16 protein-coding genes are annotated in these 15,071 nt (G+C 53.1%); 8 read left to right on the forward strand and 8 right to left on the reverse strand.

From position 1 onward, the window contains the following. Nucleotides 1–240: 240 nt before the first annotated feature. The 8 genes from ACZRKZ_RS24725 to ACZRKZ_RS24760 all read right to left on the reverse strand — a co-directional run bounded on the left by ACZRKZ_RS24725 (nucleotide 241) and on the right by ACZRKZ_RS24760 (nucleotide 8,266). On the reverse strand, nucleotides 241–501 hold the full coding sequence (locus ACZRKZ_RS24725; RefSeq protein ID WP_463983033.1) for a hypothetical protein: 261 nt from the start codon (nucleotides 499–501) through the stop codon (nucleotides 241–243). A gap of 77 nt (nucleotides 502–578) precedes the next feature. Further along, the gene (locus tag ACZRKZ_RS24730; RefSeq protein ID WP_172689279.1) at nucleotides 579–806 is read right to left on the reverse strand and encodes a hypothetical protein; all 228 of its coding nucleotides are present in this window, start codon (nucleotides 804–806) and stop codon (nucleotides 579–581) included. A gap of 18 nt (nucleotides 807–824) precedes the next feature. After that, on the reverse strand, nucleotides 825–2,195 hold the full coding sequence (locus ACZRKZ_RS24735) for a helicase HerA domain-containing protein (RefSeq protein WP_463983034.1): 1,371 nt from the start codon (nucleotides 2,193–2,195) through the stop codon (nucleotides 825–827). Between the two features lie 12 nt (nucleotides 2,196–2,207). Then, nucleotides 2,208–4,430, reverse strand: a complete 2,223-nt coding sequence (locus tag ACZRKZ_RS24740; RefSeq protein ID WP_138962867.1) for a TraM recognition domain-containing protein — start codon at nucleotides 4,428–4,430, stop codon at nucleotides 2,208–2,210. 11 nt (nucleotides 4,431–4,441) lie between these two features. After that, a complete protein-coding gene (gene dnaG / locus ACZRKZ_RS24745; protein ID WP_463983035.1) occupies nucleotides 4,442–5,728 on the reverse strand; it encodes a DNA primase in 1,287 nt (428 codons plus the stop codon). A gap of 8 nt (nucleotides 5,729–5,736) precedes the next feature. Further along, nucleotides 5,737–6,732, reverse strand: coding sequence for a DsbC family protein (locus ACZRKZ_RS24750; RefSeq protein WP_463983036.1), 996 nt, complete (start codon nucleotides 6,730–6,732; stop codon nucleotides 5,737–5,739). Continuing rightward, nucleotides 6,729–7,859 carry a secretion/conjugation apparatus DotM-related subunit gene (locus ACZRKZ_RS24755; protein WP_463983037.1) on the reverse strand — a complete coding sequence of 377 codons (1,131 nt, stop codon included), beginning with the start codon at nucleotides 7,857–7,859 and terminating at the stop codon, nucleotides 6,729–6,731. Before ACZRKZ_RS24755 ends, ACZRKZ_RS24750 begins: the two co-directional genes overlap by 4 nt. 8 nt (nucleotides 7,860–7,867) lie before the next feature. After that, the gene (locus ACZRKZ_RS24760; RefSeq protein ID WP_172689287.1) at nucleotides 7,868–8,266 is read right to left on the reverse strand and encodes a lytic transglycosylase domain-containing protein; all 399 of its coding nucleotides are present in this window, start codon (nucleotides 8,264–8,266) and stop codon (nucleotides 7,868–7,870) included. A 141-nt stretch (nucleotides 8,267–8,407) separates the two neighbouring features. Between ACZRKZ_RS24760 and ACZRKZ_RS24765 the strand changes: the two genes are divergently transcribed. From ACZRKZ_RS24765 to ACZRKZ_RS24800, 8 genes are all read left to right on the forward strand, one after another. Continuing rightward, nucleotides 8,408–10,933 (forward strand): type IA DNA topoisomerase, encoded by a 2,526-nt coding sequence (locus ACZRKZ_RS24765; RefSeq protein ID WP_463983038.1) that lies wholly within the window; start codon nucleotides 8,408–8,410, stop codon nucleotides 10,931–10,933. A 48-nt stretch (nucleotides 10,934–10,981) separates the two neighbouring features. Beyond that, complete coding sequence (locus ACZRKZ_RS24770; RefSeq protein WP_463983039.1) at nucleotides 10,982–11,362, forward strand: hypothetical protein; 381 nt, start codon at nucleotides 10,982–10,984, stop codon at nucleotides 11,360–11,362. Further along, a complete protein-coding gene (locus ACZRKZ_RS24775) occupies nucleotides 11,359–11,739 on the forward strand; it encodes a hypothetical protein (RefSeq protein ID WP_228761519.1) in 381 nt (126 codons plus the stop codon). The genes ACZRKZ_RS24770 and ACZRKZ_RS24775 overlap by 4 nt, the downstream gene beginning before the upstream one ends. Further along, nucleotides 11,732–12,178, forward strand: a complete 447-nt coding sequence (locus tag ACZRKZ_RS24780) for a hypothetical protein (protein WP_463983040.1) — start codon at nucleotides 11,732–11,734, stop codon at nucleotides 12,176–12,178. The genes ACZRKZ_RS24775 and ACZRKZ_RS24780 overlap by 8 nt, the downstream gene beginning before the upstream one ends. Before the next feature lie 9 nt (nucleotides 12,179–12,187). Beyond that, a complete protein-coding gene (locus ACZRKZ_RS24785; RefSeq protein ID WP_463983041.1) occupies nucleotides 12,188–13,702 on the forward strand; it encodes a zeta toxin family protein in 1,515 nt (504 codons plus the stop codon). 69 nt (nucleotides 13,703–13,771) lie between these two features. Further along, on the forward strand, nucleotides 13,772–14,107 hold the full coding sequence (locus tag ACZRKZ_RS24790) for a hypothetical protein (protein WP_463983042.1): 336 nt from the start codon (nucleotides 13,772–13,774) through the stop codon (nucleotides 14,105–14,107). A gap of 19 nt (nucleotides 14,108–14,126) precedes the next feature. Further along, nucleotides 14,127–14,513, forward strand: a complete 387-nt coding sequence (locus ACZRKZ_RS24795; RefSeq protein WP_463983043.1) for a hypothetical protein — start codon at nucleotides 14,127–14,129, stop codon at nucleotides 14,511–14,513. A gap of 234 nt (nucleotides 14,514–14,747) precedes the next feature. Continuing rightward, the gene (locus ACZRKZ_RS24800) at nucleotides 14,748–15,053 is read left to right on the forward strand and encodes a hypothetical protein (RefSeq protein WP_463983044.1); all 306 of its coding nucleotides are present in this window, start codon (nucleotides 14,748–14,750) and stop codon (nucleotides 15,051–15,053) included. Nucleotides 15,054–15,071: the final 18 nt, after the last annotated feature.

Here is a 15,071-nt window from a genome sequence, read left to right on the forward strand (position 1 = left end):
GCCGTATGCTTAGCGTACGATTTTTTCCGTTTTCTCTATCGTCCCCCAAGGGCACTATTCTGTGGATTCTTTCGGTAGCCAAAAGGTCACGGAAAATGCGCCGGCAGCAATTGCCAGACGAAAAAAAACCGGCGACCCGAAGCGCCGGTTTTTGGCTTGCCGCGTTAGCGCGTTTAAACTTCTTATTTCAGCGGTGCCCCATGTAGCAGGGCGATCCGCTGTAGAGGACTCTAGCCCCACTCAGGCAGCTGAAGGCACGCTCCGCACACTTTGCCTGGTAACAAGAATCAGCGGATCGGGAAGGGTGTTCTCATCCCGAATCAGGAGCGTCTTTCTCTGGGAGAATTCTGCCATGACCAGTTTCCGCTTTTTGAGCATCGACGTGATGCTGGACTGAGTAACTTGAATGGTCTTCCCATTGCAGGGAATCAGCAGTGATTCACCTGGTTGAAGCTCTGCGAGAGCTTGTGAAATATTGCTGCAAGGTATTTTTAAAGACATGTAACGCTCCTAGACATCTCTGATCCGGGGTAGCCGCCCCATCACCGCTTATATGCGTACATACGTACATACGTACATTAAGCTTTCACCTTCAACTTGTCACCAAAAAAGATGTCGATCAGCAGTTTTATTCCCAACGCTACAAATGCACAATTCAGGGCCGACTCCATCAGGCCGCGCTCGAGCTCTCGGCCGCTGAATTGCAATGCCATTCCGTAGAAAATGAGCCCGAATATGACAACGTAGGCCACAACCATGCTGAGTCGGCGGATACTGCGAATAAGGTTCAACAACACTGGGTTCATAGCGACTCCATGCCTCGTTTAGAAGTGAATTTGGCGGAAATTGGCGATCTGGCCTTTTTCAAGCATGCGTACCGCACCGCTTGTTTGAGGACGAAGGTACTTCAAATCTTTGATATCGATCTTCAGTTTGCGAGCAGCCTCATCCCAGTCGGCAGTAGCAAGGTTGAGCAGCAAAAGCGTGCCTGCATTCTTGATGAAATCGGAGCTGAAGTGCGCAGGGGACTGACCTGCCAGAAGTATTGCAAGGCCGAATTTACGCATCTCCGTAACGACAACGTTGATCGGATTCGAGGCGTCTTCGTCATTGAATTTTTTTGACTCATCCAGGACGATCAAGCGGCGAAGTTTTCCATGGGATTCCCCACGCTGCATCATCTCCCGGATGATTGCGCGCATCCGGAACCTGACGAACATCTTCAATTCATCCTCGGACTGGGCGAGGGGTTTGATGTTGTGCCGGCGAATCCGAGCGTTGCCGAACGGTGGGGGATTTGGATTGAAAATTCCGGTTGCGATCAGGTTCTCCAGTCGAGTAATGACGCTCAGCATTACATCCTTGCTGTGGTACTTCATCGCATCATCAAACTCTCGCCCGGTCTGCAGGTTGTTCAAGAACGTTTGGTGAGCTTCAGCGGCCTTCGTCTTCGCTGTATCAAGCCGTTTTTCCAGAGCTTCGATATCGGAGTCGTCGTTTCGCCCCTGTGACTTGGCCAGATCTGAACGTCGCTTGTTCATCGCAGCCATTGTTCTGCAGTAGTCTTCGAAGCAGCTCAGAGCTTGTTTACCGTCATCCTGGTCATCAATTCCCATCCAAAGGGCGCGCAACTTCCGTTTGGCCAGCCTCACGACGTCGGAAAGGGTAGGGTAAACGCCTTTCAGCTCGGCCCAGCGCTTGTGCTGGATGATGTCTTTGATTTCGTCATCCGTCGCCTCACGGCGCTGCCATGTGTGAGGCTTATCAACATATATTCCGCGGGCTGCGTAGGCATCCGTTAGAAGGTGCCGTAGCACACCTTCCTGGTTGCCACCAAGCTTCCTGGAAGTACTGTTCATTGCTTCAATCACATCATTCACAGCCCTGCGCACGCCGCCGTAATGGGGGTCGGTGTTCAATACCAGCGGGTTAAATCCGTAGCGTGTCGCCTCACTGAAAAGTACAGTTTCTGCACCAGGTATTTCGATGTCTCCGTGATAGTCGAAGATGTCGATCTCTACCTGATCGTCCATGTTGGTAACAAATTCCCTGATCCAGTGCGTCTTGCCGGCACCCGAGGTCCCTGCAACTCCGACGTGGTGATTCGACACTGCATCAGGACGCCAGTAAATAGGCAGCTCGACCTGGTCCTTGGTCAGTTTCCAAAAGTCATTGCCCAGCTTGATCGCTGTCATCGTGCCCCCTTATTAATCATATGCATCTTCAGGGATTTCAAAATCCTCCCCATCGTCGCCGAGCATTTCCTCGGGCTCCAGATCAGGTTTAGGTTGATGGAAATATCCTGTGAGTCCTTGCGCTTCCGCTGCATGTAGCGCTTTTCTTGCTGCCTGGAACAACGCAATACCACGCTGCTCAGCAGGAACGTCGAAACGCTGGATACTGTCCAGGTGCCGAGCTGTTGCTACAACCTGGTCCAAGATCGGGTCATCGAGGGCCGGGTAGTAGGGTTTCTCAACCCGGCGAAGTTGAGCGGCGATGTAGTCGACTGAGTGGGTGTCCTGCTTACTGATACGCTCGGCACTTTGGGGCAAGCGGCTGTACTCCGGCCGCTCGATCTGTAGGAAGCGATTGATGCGGGCAGATAGCTTGCTGGTTTTTTTGTGATCGTCAGGAATGTAGAAGCTCGATGCTGGAATTACCGCGTCCTTGAAGATCAGCATTCCCTCGCCGGCCTGCAGCTTTTTCAGTTCGCCAAGCTCGATCTTGTTGCGGCGTTCGATGTTCGCGGCACCTTGAGCCTGGTAAGCACCACCGGTGTTCTGGTCGTACCCGGTGAGAACGCTGTAATAAGCCTCCCCACCCGCCTTGCGAATGTAGTCGTACGTATCTTCAGGGTCTTCCAAGGCCAGCACCCATTTCACTTTGGTGTTGGCAAGCATGGAAGGTGCCTCGTCGGCAGCCTCGCCTCGTTTAAGCCCCTGAATATCTTGCACGGCGGCGACCATCATGAAGCCAAGGCTTCGCGCCTGAGCAAACATTACAGCGATGCCTGCAGCAAAGTAGTAGGCCAGCTCATCACTGATGATCAGGTACGGATTAGGGGCATTGGTAGCCTTGGTATCCAGGACGTCTGCGCGGGTACCCTCTAAGCGGTAGCCAAGATTCTGGGCCATCATCAAACGGATTGAAGAGATGTAGAGCTTGCCCAGCGATGCAGCCTCTGAAGCTGACTTTTCGAGAGTCGGGATCATGACGGCAATCAGCCGGTCATTGAGAAGTACATCCAGCATGTCTATTTCGGGAAACTTGTCCGCGAAGATATGACCGTACGTATCCATCATCATCGACAGGGTGCGTGCAAACTGACCGGTCAAATAACCGTGCTGGTTGAACACCTCTGCATCCCACTTCGACGGATCTCCAGCGAGCTGCGGATTGAAACCTGGCAAGCCGGTTTCAAAGTAGGCTTTGATTGGCAGATAGGCCAGCTCAGGAATCAGCCCTTGCTGACCCTCGATGTAAAATTGCACCAGGTTTTGGAGAGCGAGGTAATGGCGGATCACCCCGATGGAAATCTCAAGTTCACCTTTAGCACGCTTGTAACAGAGCGTACGCAGAAGGGCGTCAATCATGTTGAGCGCTTTCTGCTGCCATTGAGCACCGTCACCGCTGGCGACAGGGAGCAGCGATGCCATCAGTTGCAACAGGAAGTCAGCTGCGGCATCCCCGAACGGGTTCATGGAATTTGATTGAGGCTGATTCATTGCATGAAGGCCAGATTCCCTGGCCACCATGTGCTCGAAGGGATCCATGCCACCGGTGAGGTAGTTGAGGATGAGGAAGTCGTCCTCACGCCCATGCCTGCGAGCTAACGACCATAGACAGAACGCCAGGTTGGAGTCTGCTTTTCCGTCCCCGTACGATGCTCCAGTACCCCAGCAAATGGCGTTGTAGTACATGCCCATCAGGGTTTCACTTTTTCCCGAACCTGTGGTGCCAGGCAAAAACAGATGGGTACGGCAGTCAGAGTTGTTTAACCAAAGCTCCCGGCCTTCGTCAGCGCTCGCCGCAATACCGTCTGTGTTGGGCGTACGTAGGAACCCGAGGTACATGATGCCCCCGGCTGCTAACAGCTTGCGAAAAAGTCGCGATTTTGTGAGTAAGCCCCAGAGGAAATTTTCCTCAACCAACTCCTCGTAATAATCCGTTCGATCCAATCCGCCGATGTCTTTGGGCATCCGGATAGGCATACGGAACTTCTGATCCTTGAAAGCCATGATCAGCATGGACAAAAACAGGATCCAGACGGGCCACAGGACTGGTTGATAGAACAGCAGGCCAGCAATGGCTAACAGTGCCAGCTTGAAATTGTTCGGGCGATACAGTGCAACATTGAACCTGGTCCAAGAGCTGCGTACGTCCCTTGATATGCGTCCAGGTTTGATCTCGTGCTGTGAGTCGAGAGACATCTAGTGATCTCCTAGGCGGGCAACGCCATACCGATCGTTCTTTCAAACTGAGCGGTAAGAGCCTGTTTATAGAGGGTTGCCTCACGAACGCGGGCGAGTATTTTGCGTGCCTTCTCAGCAGCGCGTACCTGGGATTCGGGTACTTCCATGTCCAGGCCGTGCTTGACGTAGTCGGCTAAAAATCGACTCAAGGGATACGCAGCCTCCAAAGCTTGGTTCCATGCGTCCAGGCCATGCGTCCTGATCAGCTGATCGGGGTCACTGCCTTCCGGTAGAAACAGAAATTGGACGGTTTTACCGTCGCGTATTTCCTCAAGAACGACTGCTGAGGCACGTAAGGCGGCAGATCGGCCTGGCTTATCCCCATCGAAAGCAAATGTCACTGTGTCGGCATTGGTGAAAAGCCGTCTGGCCTGCGCATTCGTAAGGGCGGTCCCCATAGGTGCGACGACTCTGCAGTCACCGGCCTGGTGAGCTGTGAGTACATCGAAATAGCCTTCAACCACGATAGCGTGACGGCCACTGCGAATGGCGGGCTTGGCGGCGTTCATTGCGTACAGCTCGTTGCCTTTATGAAAAAGCTCTGTCTCAGGTGAATTAAGGTACTTGGGTGTGCGGTCGGGCTTCTCGATCAGGGAACGGCCAGCAAATCCAATCAATGCGGCGCTTTCGTTGTAGATCGGAATCATGACCCGGTTGCGGAAGCGGTCGAACAGCCGGCCGTCCTCTGCACGGATGGCGAGTCCACAGTCGATGAGTGTTTCTGGGTCGTGCCGTTTCACCAAAAGCTCAACGATTCCGGTCGCTACGGTGCCTAACTGGTAGGAGGTAATCGTTTCTTGGGACAGCCCGCGGGTAGTAGTGAGGTACTGGTGACCTGCGGGACTACGCTCGATCCCCCCCGCGTACAAGCGAGCTGCGTCTTGCAGTGCCTTGTAAAGGGATGCCAAGCGCTTTCGAAGCATTTGGGATTCAGCAGAGTCGTCGGTCTGCGATTCTGGGACTGTGATCCCTGAGTCTGCCGCGACTGCGGCAACAGCCTCTTGAAAAGGAAGCTTGTGGAATTCCATCATCCACTTAATTGCATCACCTTGCGCGGGACACCCGTAGCACTTGTAAGTGTTCCGCTCAGGCGATACTTCAAAAGAAGGCGTTTTCTCTCCATGAAAAGGGCAGCACGCCTTGAAAGCCTTGCCCGCCTTTTTGAGGGTGATGTCTCTTCCAATGATCCCCACCAGGTCTGCGTCCTCACGCACACGGGCAAGGAATTCATCGGTGTACCGGATGTACTTGCCCATGAATATCCTCACTGCGCCTTTGTTTGATCCAGCCATTGCGAAATGGCACGAGCGGTATTGGGAAGGGTCAGCGGGGTTTGCTCGCCGCTCGTGTTCACCACCGTGGGAGTGCCCAAGAAATTCAGCTTGCGGAATATCTGGTCATTGGCCGCCACTGCTGCTTCGCCTTCGGGGCAAGTAGACGCATCGATGCGATCACCCTTGACGATTTTCTTCCAATAGCTGGCACGGTCTTCTGGCTTGGCACAAAGCATTTGTGCAATCGCGGTGCTGGACTCAGGCCCGCCGATCACCGATACCGGGAAAAGCTGAATGGTGTAGTCGGCGGAGAGCTTTTCAAGTTCTGGTTCAAAATTGCGGCAATGCGGGCACGACGGGTCAGAGAACACGAAAACCGTCCCCTTGCCCCCCTGTGAAAGCTGTACAGCGTACTTTCCAGCCTTCGTACCAGCACTGATGGCTTGCTTAACGATTGATGGGTCAGCAGCTGGTGGAAGCCCCGGAATGTTGCCTAGCTGCATATTCTGGAGATTCTGAGGTTGTTGTGGCGGTACGAAGCCAGGTTGCGTTGCCCCCGGGTTGTAAACAGGTTGCTCATTCACTTGGCCTGGGTTGCCAGCTGCAGCTTGAGAAGTGATACCGGTCATTCGGGCTGCGTACATGTTCAAGCCCAAGGCGAAGATCAAACCTAATGCAGGCAGTAATCCCCACTTAACAGCCCCCTTCACTCGGCTGAATAACACTCGACGCTGGGTGAAACGGTCGAGGGCGTGTTGCATTGCTTCAAAAGCATTTCCAGCCAGCGCTTCGGATCCGAACTCCTCAAGCAGGCACTCGTGATTCGCACCTTGGGTAGGGTTGGACCAGAGCAGACGTTTTCCATCGAGACGAACCTGGACACTGTCGTTCAACGACAGAGCGGTAACAGCGCGGCGCTCGCCGGTCGATCCGAAGTGAACGTGGAGAGCCGAATCGTATTGGCGAATTCTGTCGCGATTTTTCATTGTGTATCTCCTTGTCGGGCAATCAAACCTAGTTTGGCGAGGTATTTTTCGACGCCATCAATCGCGTCTTCAATGGAAGGCTCTGTGAGGCGATAGCCCACGTTTTCTGCGTACTCTTCCCACTGCATCTGGGTGAAAACAGCACCTTGCTCAAGAAAAGGAGCCTTGCGCAGGCCGATGTTCAAGGCATAGAAAAGGCTCCGGTCCATCCCCTTTAACCAACGGAACTGGGAAGAGGGCAACTTGCCACTTTTGGATGCGAGCTTGTGCATGGCGAACAGCATCGTTCGGGGGTAGGGGTGACGGAGGAGCCAAGCCTGAGCGTCAGGGTGAGCCGCGTATTTTTTGAATGCGGTGTCGGTTAAACCGAGGTTCGGATAACCTTTCTTCCCTTCAAACGTGCCCGTGTTACAAGAGCGGTTGAGATCGTCCAGGAGTTGCTGCGCAACGCGGATATCTTTCCCGTCTGAGAAGAGGCGTGCGCCAAACACTGCGAACAAGGCGCGTTCCGTAGGACTCAAATCATTGAAAGATGCGACCGGAGTACCTAAAAAATCGATCATGAGTTGGCCGCAGCGCTCGCGATCTAGTTTGTGATTGACGATCAGTCCATGTTCAAGAGCCCATTCTTCCGGATGCACAGCACTTCGATGCTCGACCGGATCATCATTCAACAAAAGTGTCTGGGGGTTGCCGTAGTACAGGGAGGGAATAATTGCCGGGGAGTGCTTGGACATGATCCAAGGCAATGTTTCAACCGTGACCTTACGACGCGTTTTGTTCATCGGGTGACGGTGAGCTGCAAGAAAGCCACGGGCAATGATGACAAGCGGAATGATGATGTAGAAATACCCGGCTTTGTTGAGCATGATTAAAAGCTCGGGAAAAGTAACCCGTGCAGGGTACATGGCCATGCTCGCGGCATGAGCTCGCCACTCTCGAATTACTTCAGGCATGAATGGCCAATCGAACACGGCGAGCTGATACCAAACCCATTTCAAGGACCAATAACTGATGGTTCCGTGCCAGCGATGCCAAAACATCCAACCAAATGCGAGTGGCAGGGCGATCATGACAAGCCACACGACTCCCATACCTTCGGACTGATTTTGTCCATGTCTAGCCATGAATCCTCCTAGAACTTGAGCGAGTTGTTATAAACGCGCTCGATGTACGGGTATTTGTACTTCGGTGTCCTGGAGTGGTAATGCCCAACCCCATCCCAGAAGCTGCCATTCGCCTGGTTGATCTCGTACCGCAAAATGTATGCAGCGGCGCGCGCGGACCAGCAAAAGTTCTGCGTGATCATCTGAGGAGAAACGCCGAATTCGCCCTGTAATTTTTGGGCCCACACGGTATTGATCTGAAAAGGTCCGTGGTCGACCGTGCCATTTTTGTTTGGGCTCAAGGTCCCGGTACTGCCTCCCTCTGTCATCCAAAGAGCGATCATTACCCTTAAGGGCAAACTGTAATCACGCGCCGCTTCGACCATACAGACCGGTACAGGCGGCTCAGCCACTGGAACTGGAATCATCGTTTCGTCCTTTCTCGATCCCTAGCAATGGGTTATAATTTTCCGTATGGTAGCCATTCTACGGAATCAAGGCAAGTTGAATCAGCCTTCTGCAAATCCGCAAAACCGCTGATTTCAGCCTCGTTCAGGAAGGAGTTTTTAATGGAAAAGGTATTGTGGATTGCTGAGAAAGAGTCTCAGCTTTCTCAGGGTATTTATTCGGCCATCCCTGGCACCACCGAAGATCGGGGGCCAGGCTGGGCACGCAGAGGCGAGCAATGGTTTATCTGGCTCGATGGCCACGCGTTTCAACAAGCTCCACCCGATCACTACCTTCCTGACGATGTACCTTTGACAGCTGGCAATAAAAAGGTCTGGCGGATGTCAGATTTGCCGATTATCCCGGCAGCCCGGGCTTGGAAGCTTTTACCAGACCCTCGCAAGAAGCCTCGTATCGCGAAACTCAAAGAGTTGTTGCAGTGGTGTGATGTAGTTCACCACCTCGGCGATCCTGACGAGGAGGGCCAATGCCTCGTTGATGAAGCGCTTGAGTATTTCCAGTTCCATAAGCCTGTGCGGCGGGTGCTGATCAACGACTACAACTCCAATAAGATCAAAGAGTCGCTCGCCAATATCCGCGAAAACACTGAGCCCCTTTTCACAGGGTGGCGGCGGTGGGGTCTGGCTCGAAGTCGCTACGATTGGTTGCTGGGCATGAATGGCACTCGGGCGATGACCTTGCGCGGCCGTGAAGTAGGGCAGCAGGGGTTGCTGCCGGTTGGGAGCGTACAGACGCCACTGCTCTACATAGCCAGGGAGCGCGACAGGCTGATCGAAGAATTCCAGCCTCATGCCTACCAAGTAGTTACTGTGCAACTACAACCACCTGAAGGACCGCCCTTTCAAGCTCGGTGGACACCGCGGCCAGATCAGTCTGGCCTGGATGAAGATGGGCGTGTAGTTGACTCTCAAGTAGCACAGTCCATCGCAGAACGGGTAAAGGGCCGCAGCGGCTCTGTTACCCAATGCGCTATCACCGACAAAAGCAAGAAACCCCCGCTTCCTCTTTCCATGAACGAGCTGCAGATGGAAGGTTTCAGCCGGTATGACTATTCCGCTCAGGAAGTCATGGAAGCGGCTCAGAAGCTGTATGACACATACAAAGTCATGACATATCCGAGAACGGATGTCCGCTACCTGTCGGAAGCGCACCACGAAGAAGCTGCTGCAGTGATCGGGGCAGTGCTGCAAATTCGGCCTGACCTGAACCAGCTGGCTGACCTCATCGATCCTTCCCACAAATCCGCAGCTTTCAATGATGCGAAAGTTCGCACGCCAACCGGCGAGCCGACACCCCACCACGGGATCGTGCCCTCCATCCCCGAAAAAATGGTGAACCCGGCTGAGTGGACAGAATGTGAGCGGAACGTTTACGAGCTGGTCATTCGTGCATACCTGGCTCAATTTGCCAGCGATTACAAATACCGGGCCGCAACGCTGCAGGTGGATATTGAAGGTGAAGTTTTCTCGGCCAGCGGCACCACACCCGTGCAAATGGGTTGGAAAGCAATCTATCAGGAGCCGCCACCTTTGGACGGGGCAGAACCGGCAGAGGACAACCTTCCCACGCTGACGTTGCCAGCGCTGAATGAAGGGGACACTGTCGCATGCTTGTCTTGCGAACAAGTCGAGCAAATGACCACGCCACCACCCCGCCTCGATGACAATATGCTGCTGGATGCGATGAAGAACGTGCACAGGTACGTGGTCGATCCGGAGCTTCGTAAACTGCTCAAAGAGGGTGAGGGCATCGGAACGACCTCGACCCGTGCCGGCATTATTGCGGACATGAAAAAGCGTGAGCTTTTCGTACCAGCGCCGAAGGGCAAGAAAAAACTGATGACCAGTGCTCAGGCTAGAAACCTCATCGACGCTCTACCGATGAAGGTTAAAGATCCTGCACAGGCGGGACACTTCAAACAATCTCTGGATCAGGTCGCAAGTGGCACGCTCACTCATACAGCCTTCATGGAGTATGCCGAACGCTTTGTTCGTGACGTGGTTGAAGTTGCGAAAGTAGCTGAAATGGCAGCCCTACCACCTGCACCAAGGGAGCAAATTCCTTGCCCCAATTGCGCTGGCGAGCTACAGAACAAAGGTAAACGTACTGCTTGCAGCCAGTGCAAATTTGTTCTCTGGCACGAAGCTTTCGGCAAGCTACTTGGAGCAAAGGATATTGAAGCCTTACTGAAAAAGGGCGAAACGCGATTACTTCAAAACTTAGTCGGACGTGAAAAACAAAAGAAATTCTCGGCTCGCCTGTCCCTGGATCGCACAACTGGTAAAACTAAGCCCCTCTTTGATCAACCCGGAGTAGCAACTTCAAAATCAGGAACCTCTACAAAGGTGCAAACAGCGCTTGCACCGCTTAACTGTCCTCGATGCCAGACCATTCTCGTTCTCACAGGGAAGATGCTCGAATGCCCATCGTGCCAATTCAAATTATTTTCAGAATTGCTGGGCAGAGTCTTGAATGATGCTGAACTGAAATCCCTCGTTACGGATGGAATCACCGACAAACTGAGTGGTTTCACAAGCCCAAAAACCAAGGGGGCTTTTTCCGCAAAACTCAAACTCAACCGGGAAAACTGGAAAGTAGAGTTTGAGTTTGAAAAGAAAGGTGCCTAAGTCCGAACACCAAAATCGACCACCAGGCTGGTGAGAAAGGAGCAATACATGTTTATACGTCTGTTTCCTCTTGTCCTCGCAATTCTGATTGCGGGTTGCGATCAGTCAGAAAATCAGCATGAACAAGAAGGTGTGCAGCGACAGTTGATTCAGGGTATGCACGCAGAATTCTTCAAAGTTGCTGATGGGAATAACAGTTGGTTTGAAGTTGCTATATCAGTCGACAACAGCAAAACTTTCAGGATGCCTGTTTTCTTCTCCCAGAATGGAAAGCTCGTCAAAGTTACCGATTCCCAAGCACAATCCATCTTTGACAACTGGCTCAAAGAGCGCGCCAAAAATATTGCTGCGTTCGGCTCGCTTGATGAGCAGAGCGGCATGAAAGATCCATTCCTAGCGCTTGATGTAAAACGCTGGGAGAAGAAATGATGTTCAACGAAGATGACATGAAGTTTGTTCCTGCGTATTACGCGGCGAATGGAAAAGGCCAACATGTACCCTTCATCGTATCCTTGATGATGGTCGATGATCAGAACAAGGCTGCATTACCACCGGCCGTTTCGGCGTCGATAGACAGAACGCTAAGCATCACAGGAACGGAAGGGGTGGCTTTCGCGAACGTCTACAACGTCGAACGGCTCGAAGTCGTTGTACCAGCTCATATTGACCGGGCGATGAAGATTCTCGGGGCTCTGGTGCTTTTCCGTTGCGAAAGCCCTGAGACAGCCGAAAACCTGATGGGGGTGATGAATGAGGCCTACACCCTCACTTTGGTCAAGGATCAGCGGAGCGCGTCTGATGAATAGACAGAGGATTTGGCGTACCACTGTGGGGGTGGGCAGTTTACTCATTGGCCTTTCCTATGCAGTGCTGACAGCTCGTAACGGTTTTAGTGTCGCCGGCGAACTGGTACATGCAGCGCTATTTTTCGCTGCCGGTTTTGCACTGATTTATCACTCATTTAACCCACAGCATGAGGGCTCGCAAATGCCAGGTCCATTGACTAGCCAGCAGGTCGCAGAATACGAATGCGCGATGGAAACCATCGGGAACGCAATCGCAGCACGATCTCAGGCAATCCATGAAGAGAGGGCCAAGCCTGAGCCCAACAAAGAGCTCCTGGATAGATTGCGTCAGGAGCAGGCTGAGCTTGTTCTTGAGAGAAGCAGAATTTCGATAGATGACGTCGACAGCGTGCATCGAGTCATCGCGAATTACGGCGCCCAGGTACGGGCTCAGATTTAAGGACTGACCATGGACGATCAGAACAAGGGTATGAGCGTTGATGAGGCACAAGAGGTCGTTGATCGCTTCTTGGCCGACTACAATGGAAATATCCCCCTGCGGAGTATAGTCAGGGCGAAACAGGAGGACATTTATGGGCCACAAGCATCTCGCGACAAAATCGGAATCCGAATCGACGGAGCGTACCACCCAGGAAGAGGACTCATCGCCATTGTCGCTTCCAATATGGGTGACGAAGGGGCCATCCTCCGAACCTTGCGCCACGAGCTCCTCGGGCATTATGGGCTCAACACCTTCAATCCCGAAGAAAAAAGGACGCTCCTGGCTCGCGTTCTTGAAACGCGCAACGAACCAACGCTAAGCCATATCTGGGCTTATGTTGACGAAAATTATCGTGACAAAAGTGAAATGCACCGGGCCGAGGAAGTCTTCGCGTACGTAGCCGAAGACGAACGATCGTTCCTCGGGCGGGCCTGGGACAAAACCCGCGCTGCAATGCAGAAAATCCTCAAGGTGGCGGGCCTCGTCAGCGACAACACCCTCACGATTCATGAGCTGCGCATCGAGGCTCTAGCTATTGCTAAAGGAATCAAAGCCGGCGAGAGGCCTCAGCAAACATTCCCTAAAGACGATCAGTCTCAATTCAGACTCGAAGCAGACGAGCATCGCCTTATTTTCGAGGACATCGCCCAGCACGCAATGATGCTGAGCAAACCAGTCCAGCAACCGGTGGCAATCATCCTTGGCGGGCAACCTGGTGCGGGAAAAGCAGCACTCAGCAGCTATGCGACCGCCGAACTGGGTGGTAACACCATCAAAATTGACGCAGATGAGCTGCGCAAGTATCACCCCCATCTATTAAAGCTGATGCGCGAAAACGACCGCGATGCAGCAGATCTTACCCACCGTGACGCTGCAGGCTGGGCGGTAAAGCTTACAAACCTGGCAATCAAAGAGCATCGGAACCTGGTCATTGACGGAACGATGCGCGATCCAGATAGCTTGGCCAAGCTCTGCAGCAAACTGCAATCAGCCGGATACCGCGTCGACGCGCGCGTATTGGCCGTCAATGACCTGGTTAGCCGTTTAAGCATCCACCATCGTTACGAGCTGCAGCACGAGGCTAATGGGTTTGGTCGTTGGTCCAACCGCGTTAACCACGATCTGGCTTTTGTAGGACTCCCGGTCACTGTTGACCGATTGGAATCCTGCAACTTGGTAGACCGAATGCACGTGACGAACCGAAGCGGGACAGACCTCTATGACAATTTTCGGTCGACAAGTGGATGGGAGCAAACCCCCGTCCAAGGCCGAATGCATGTTGACACTGAAAGGTCCAGAGCCTGGACGCAGGCCGAGCGCGCATCCTTCGATCTAACGCTTAATCTTGTGCAATCGAAGATGAACCGGCGTCAAGCAGGGGAGGGGGATCTTGCCGAGCTTGCAGCCATCCGTGCTGACTACAACCGAACACTGACAACCATCACTCGCGCCCAGGTCGCAACTCCGATCAAACCGAGATGATGCTACCTAGGACGGGTCTAGGACTTCGAGTCCATCAGCAGCCATACGAACCAATGATAAGGGGACGCCATGAAACCAGAAGAATTCACTGCCAAATTGAAGACTGCTACTCCGGATCAACTCGAATCATTGGATGATGCTCACTGGAGATACATCAGTCTCATTGGGCTCGTTTCTGAAGCGATCCCTGCAGATGTGGTAGCCGCGGATCAAGAGGCATACCCCCACTTCATCAAACAAAACGGCTCAATGGCCGTTTTCGACGACGCCGATTGTGAGGTTTTTATGGCGGCGATAACTGGTCTTCCTGTTGAGCTTTGCGCAGCTTGGCGGGACAAAGATTTCTACACGCTGCATGGCGAGACGGCTGACGAAATGGCAGAGCGCCAACACGCACAACCGTAAATGTCAGGAGGAATGGCAAATGCAATCCAAATCACTACCAAATCAAGCAACCACATGGGCCGCACTCAGTACGGTCGTTGAAGAATTTTCAGATTGGCAGCAACGCTCTGAAAGGAAATTTTCGGATGAGAACACCGAGTATTTGGCTTACTTGATGGACCAGTTGGGAGCAGAGAGCGAACCACTGATCGGCAATCCTCTTAATCACCCGGTACTCGGGCTGCTTAGCCATATGAGCAGTAAAAACAACCGGATGCGGGAATTACTGTTTGCCTACCTTGCGATTGTGTTGTCTCAAGATTCAGAGCCCGCTCGCAGGCTAATTGCCGGACAGCGACTGCAGGCCGACCTTCACCCTGAGTACGTGGCAGCGACCCGCTGCTACGCCAACACCTCAAACGCATAAGAGCTTACTGAATCCGCGGACGGCTGCACTCAAATGCTGGTAAGAATTGTACTCTGTTACGCATTTCGTATAATGACTATGATACGAACTAGACGGAGTACTGTACGATGCGTAGGAAAAGGCCGTCCCACGATCAAGCCCAAATGGGCTTTGATTTCGCCTTTCAAGAAACCATAGACGCAATAGAGACCCTCGAAGCCGGGCTCGACATCGATGACGAACAAGGAGAACACCATGATCACAAATCAAACCCAACCGTTGGACATCGCAACCCGGGAACTGAGTCCGGAGACGATCAAGGCAATTCGTCAGTCTCCGTCGTTCGGCCCACAGTCGTGGAAAATTCTGGATCGATGGGCGCTCAACACCCCGGCGCAGTTGAAGCAACTGGAGCGCGAGGGGGAACTCGTTCTGCTGGGGAAAGTGTTGGAGCAGCAACGCTTGGAGCTGGAAGCACTGCACAGCCTGCCAGCGGAGCAGAAGATCGGCCTGACCGAGCACGAAGTGCTGGCCCTGCAGGAAGTGAACACCGAGCTTTAACACCCACTGACTATGCAA

This window comes from Pseudomonas sp. c313, assembly GCF_055407145.1.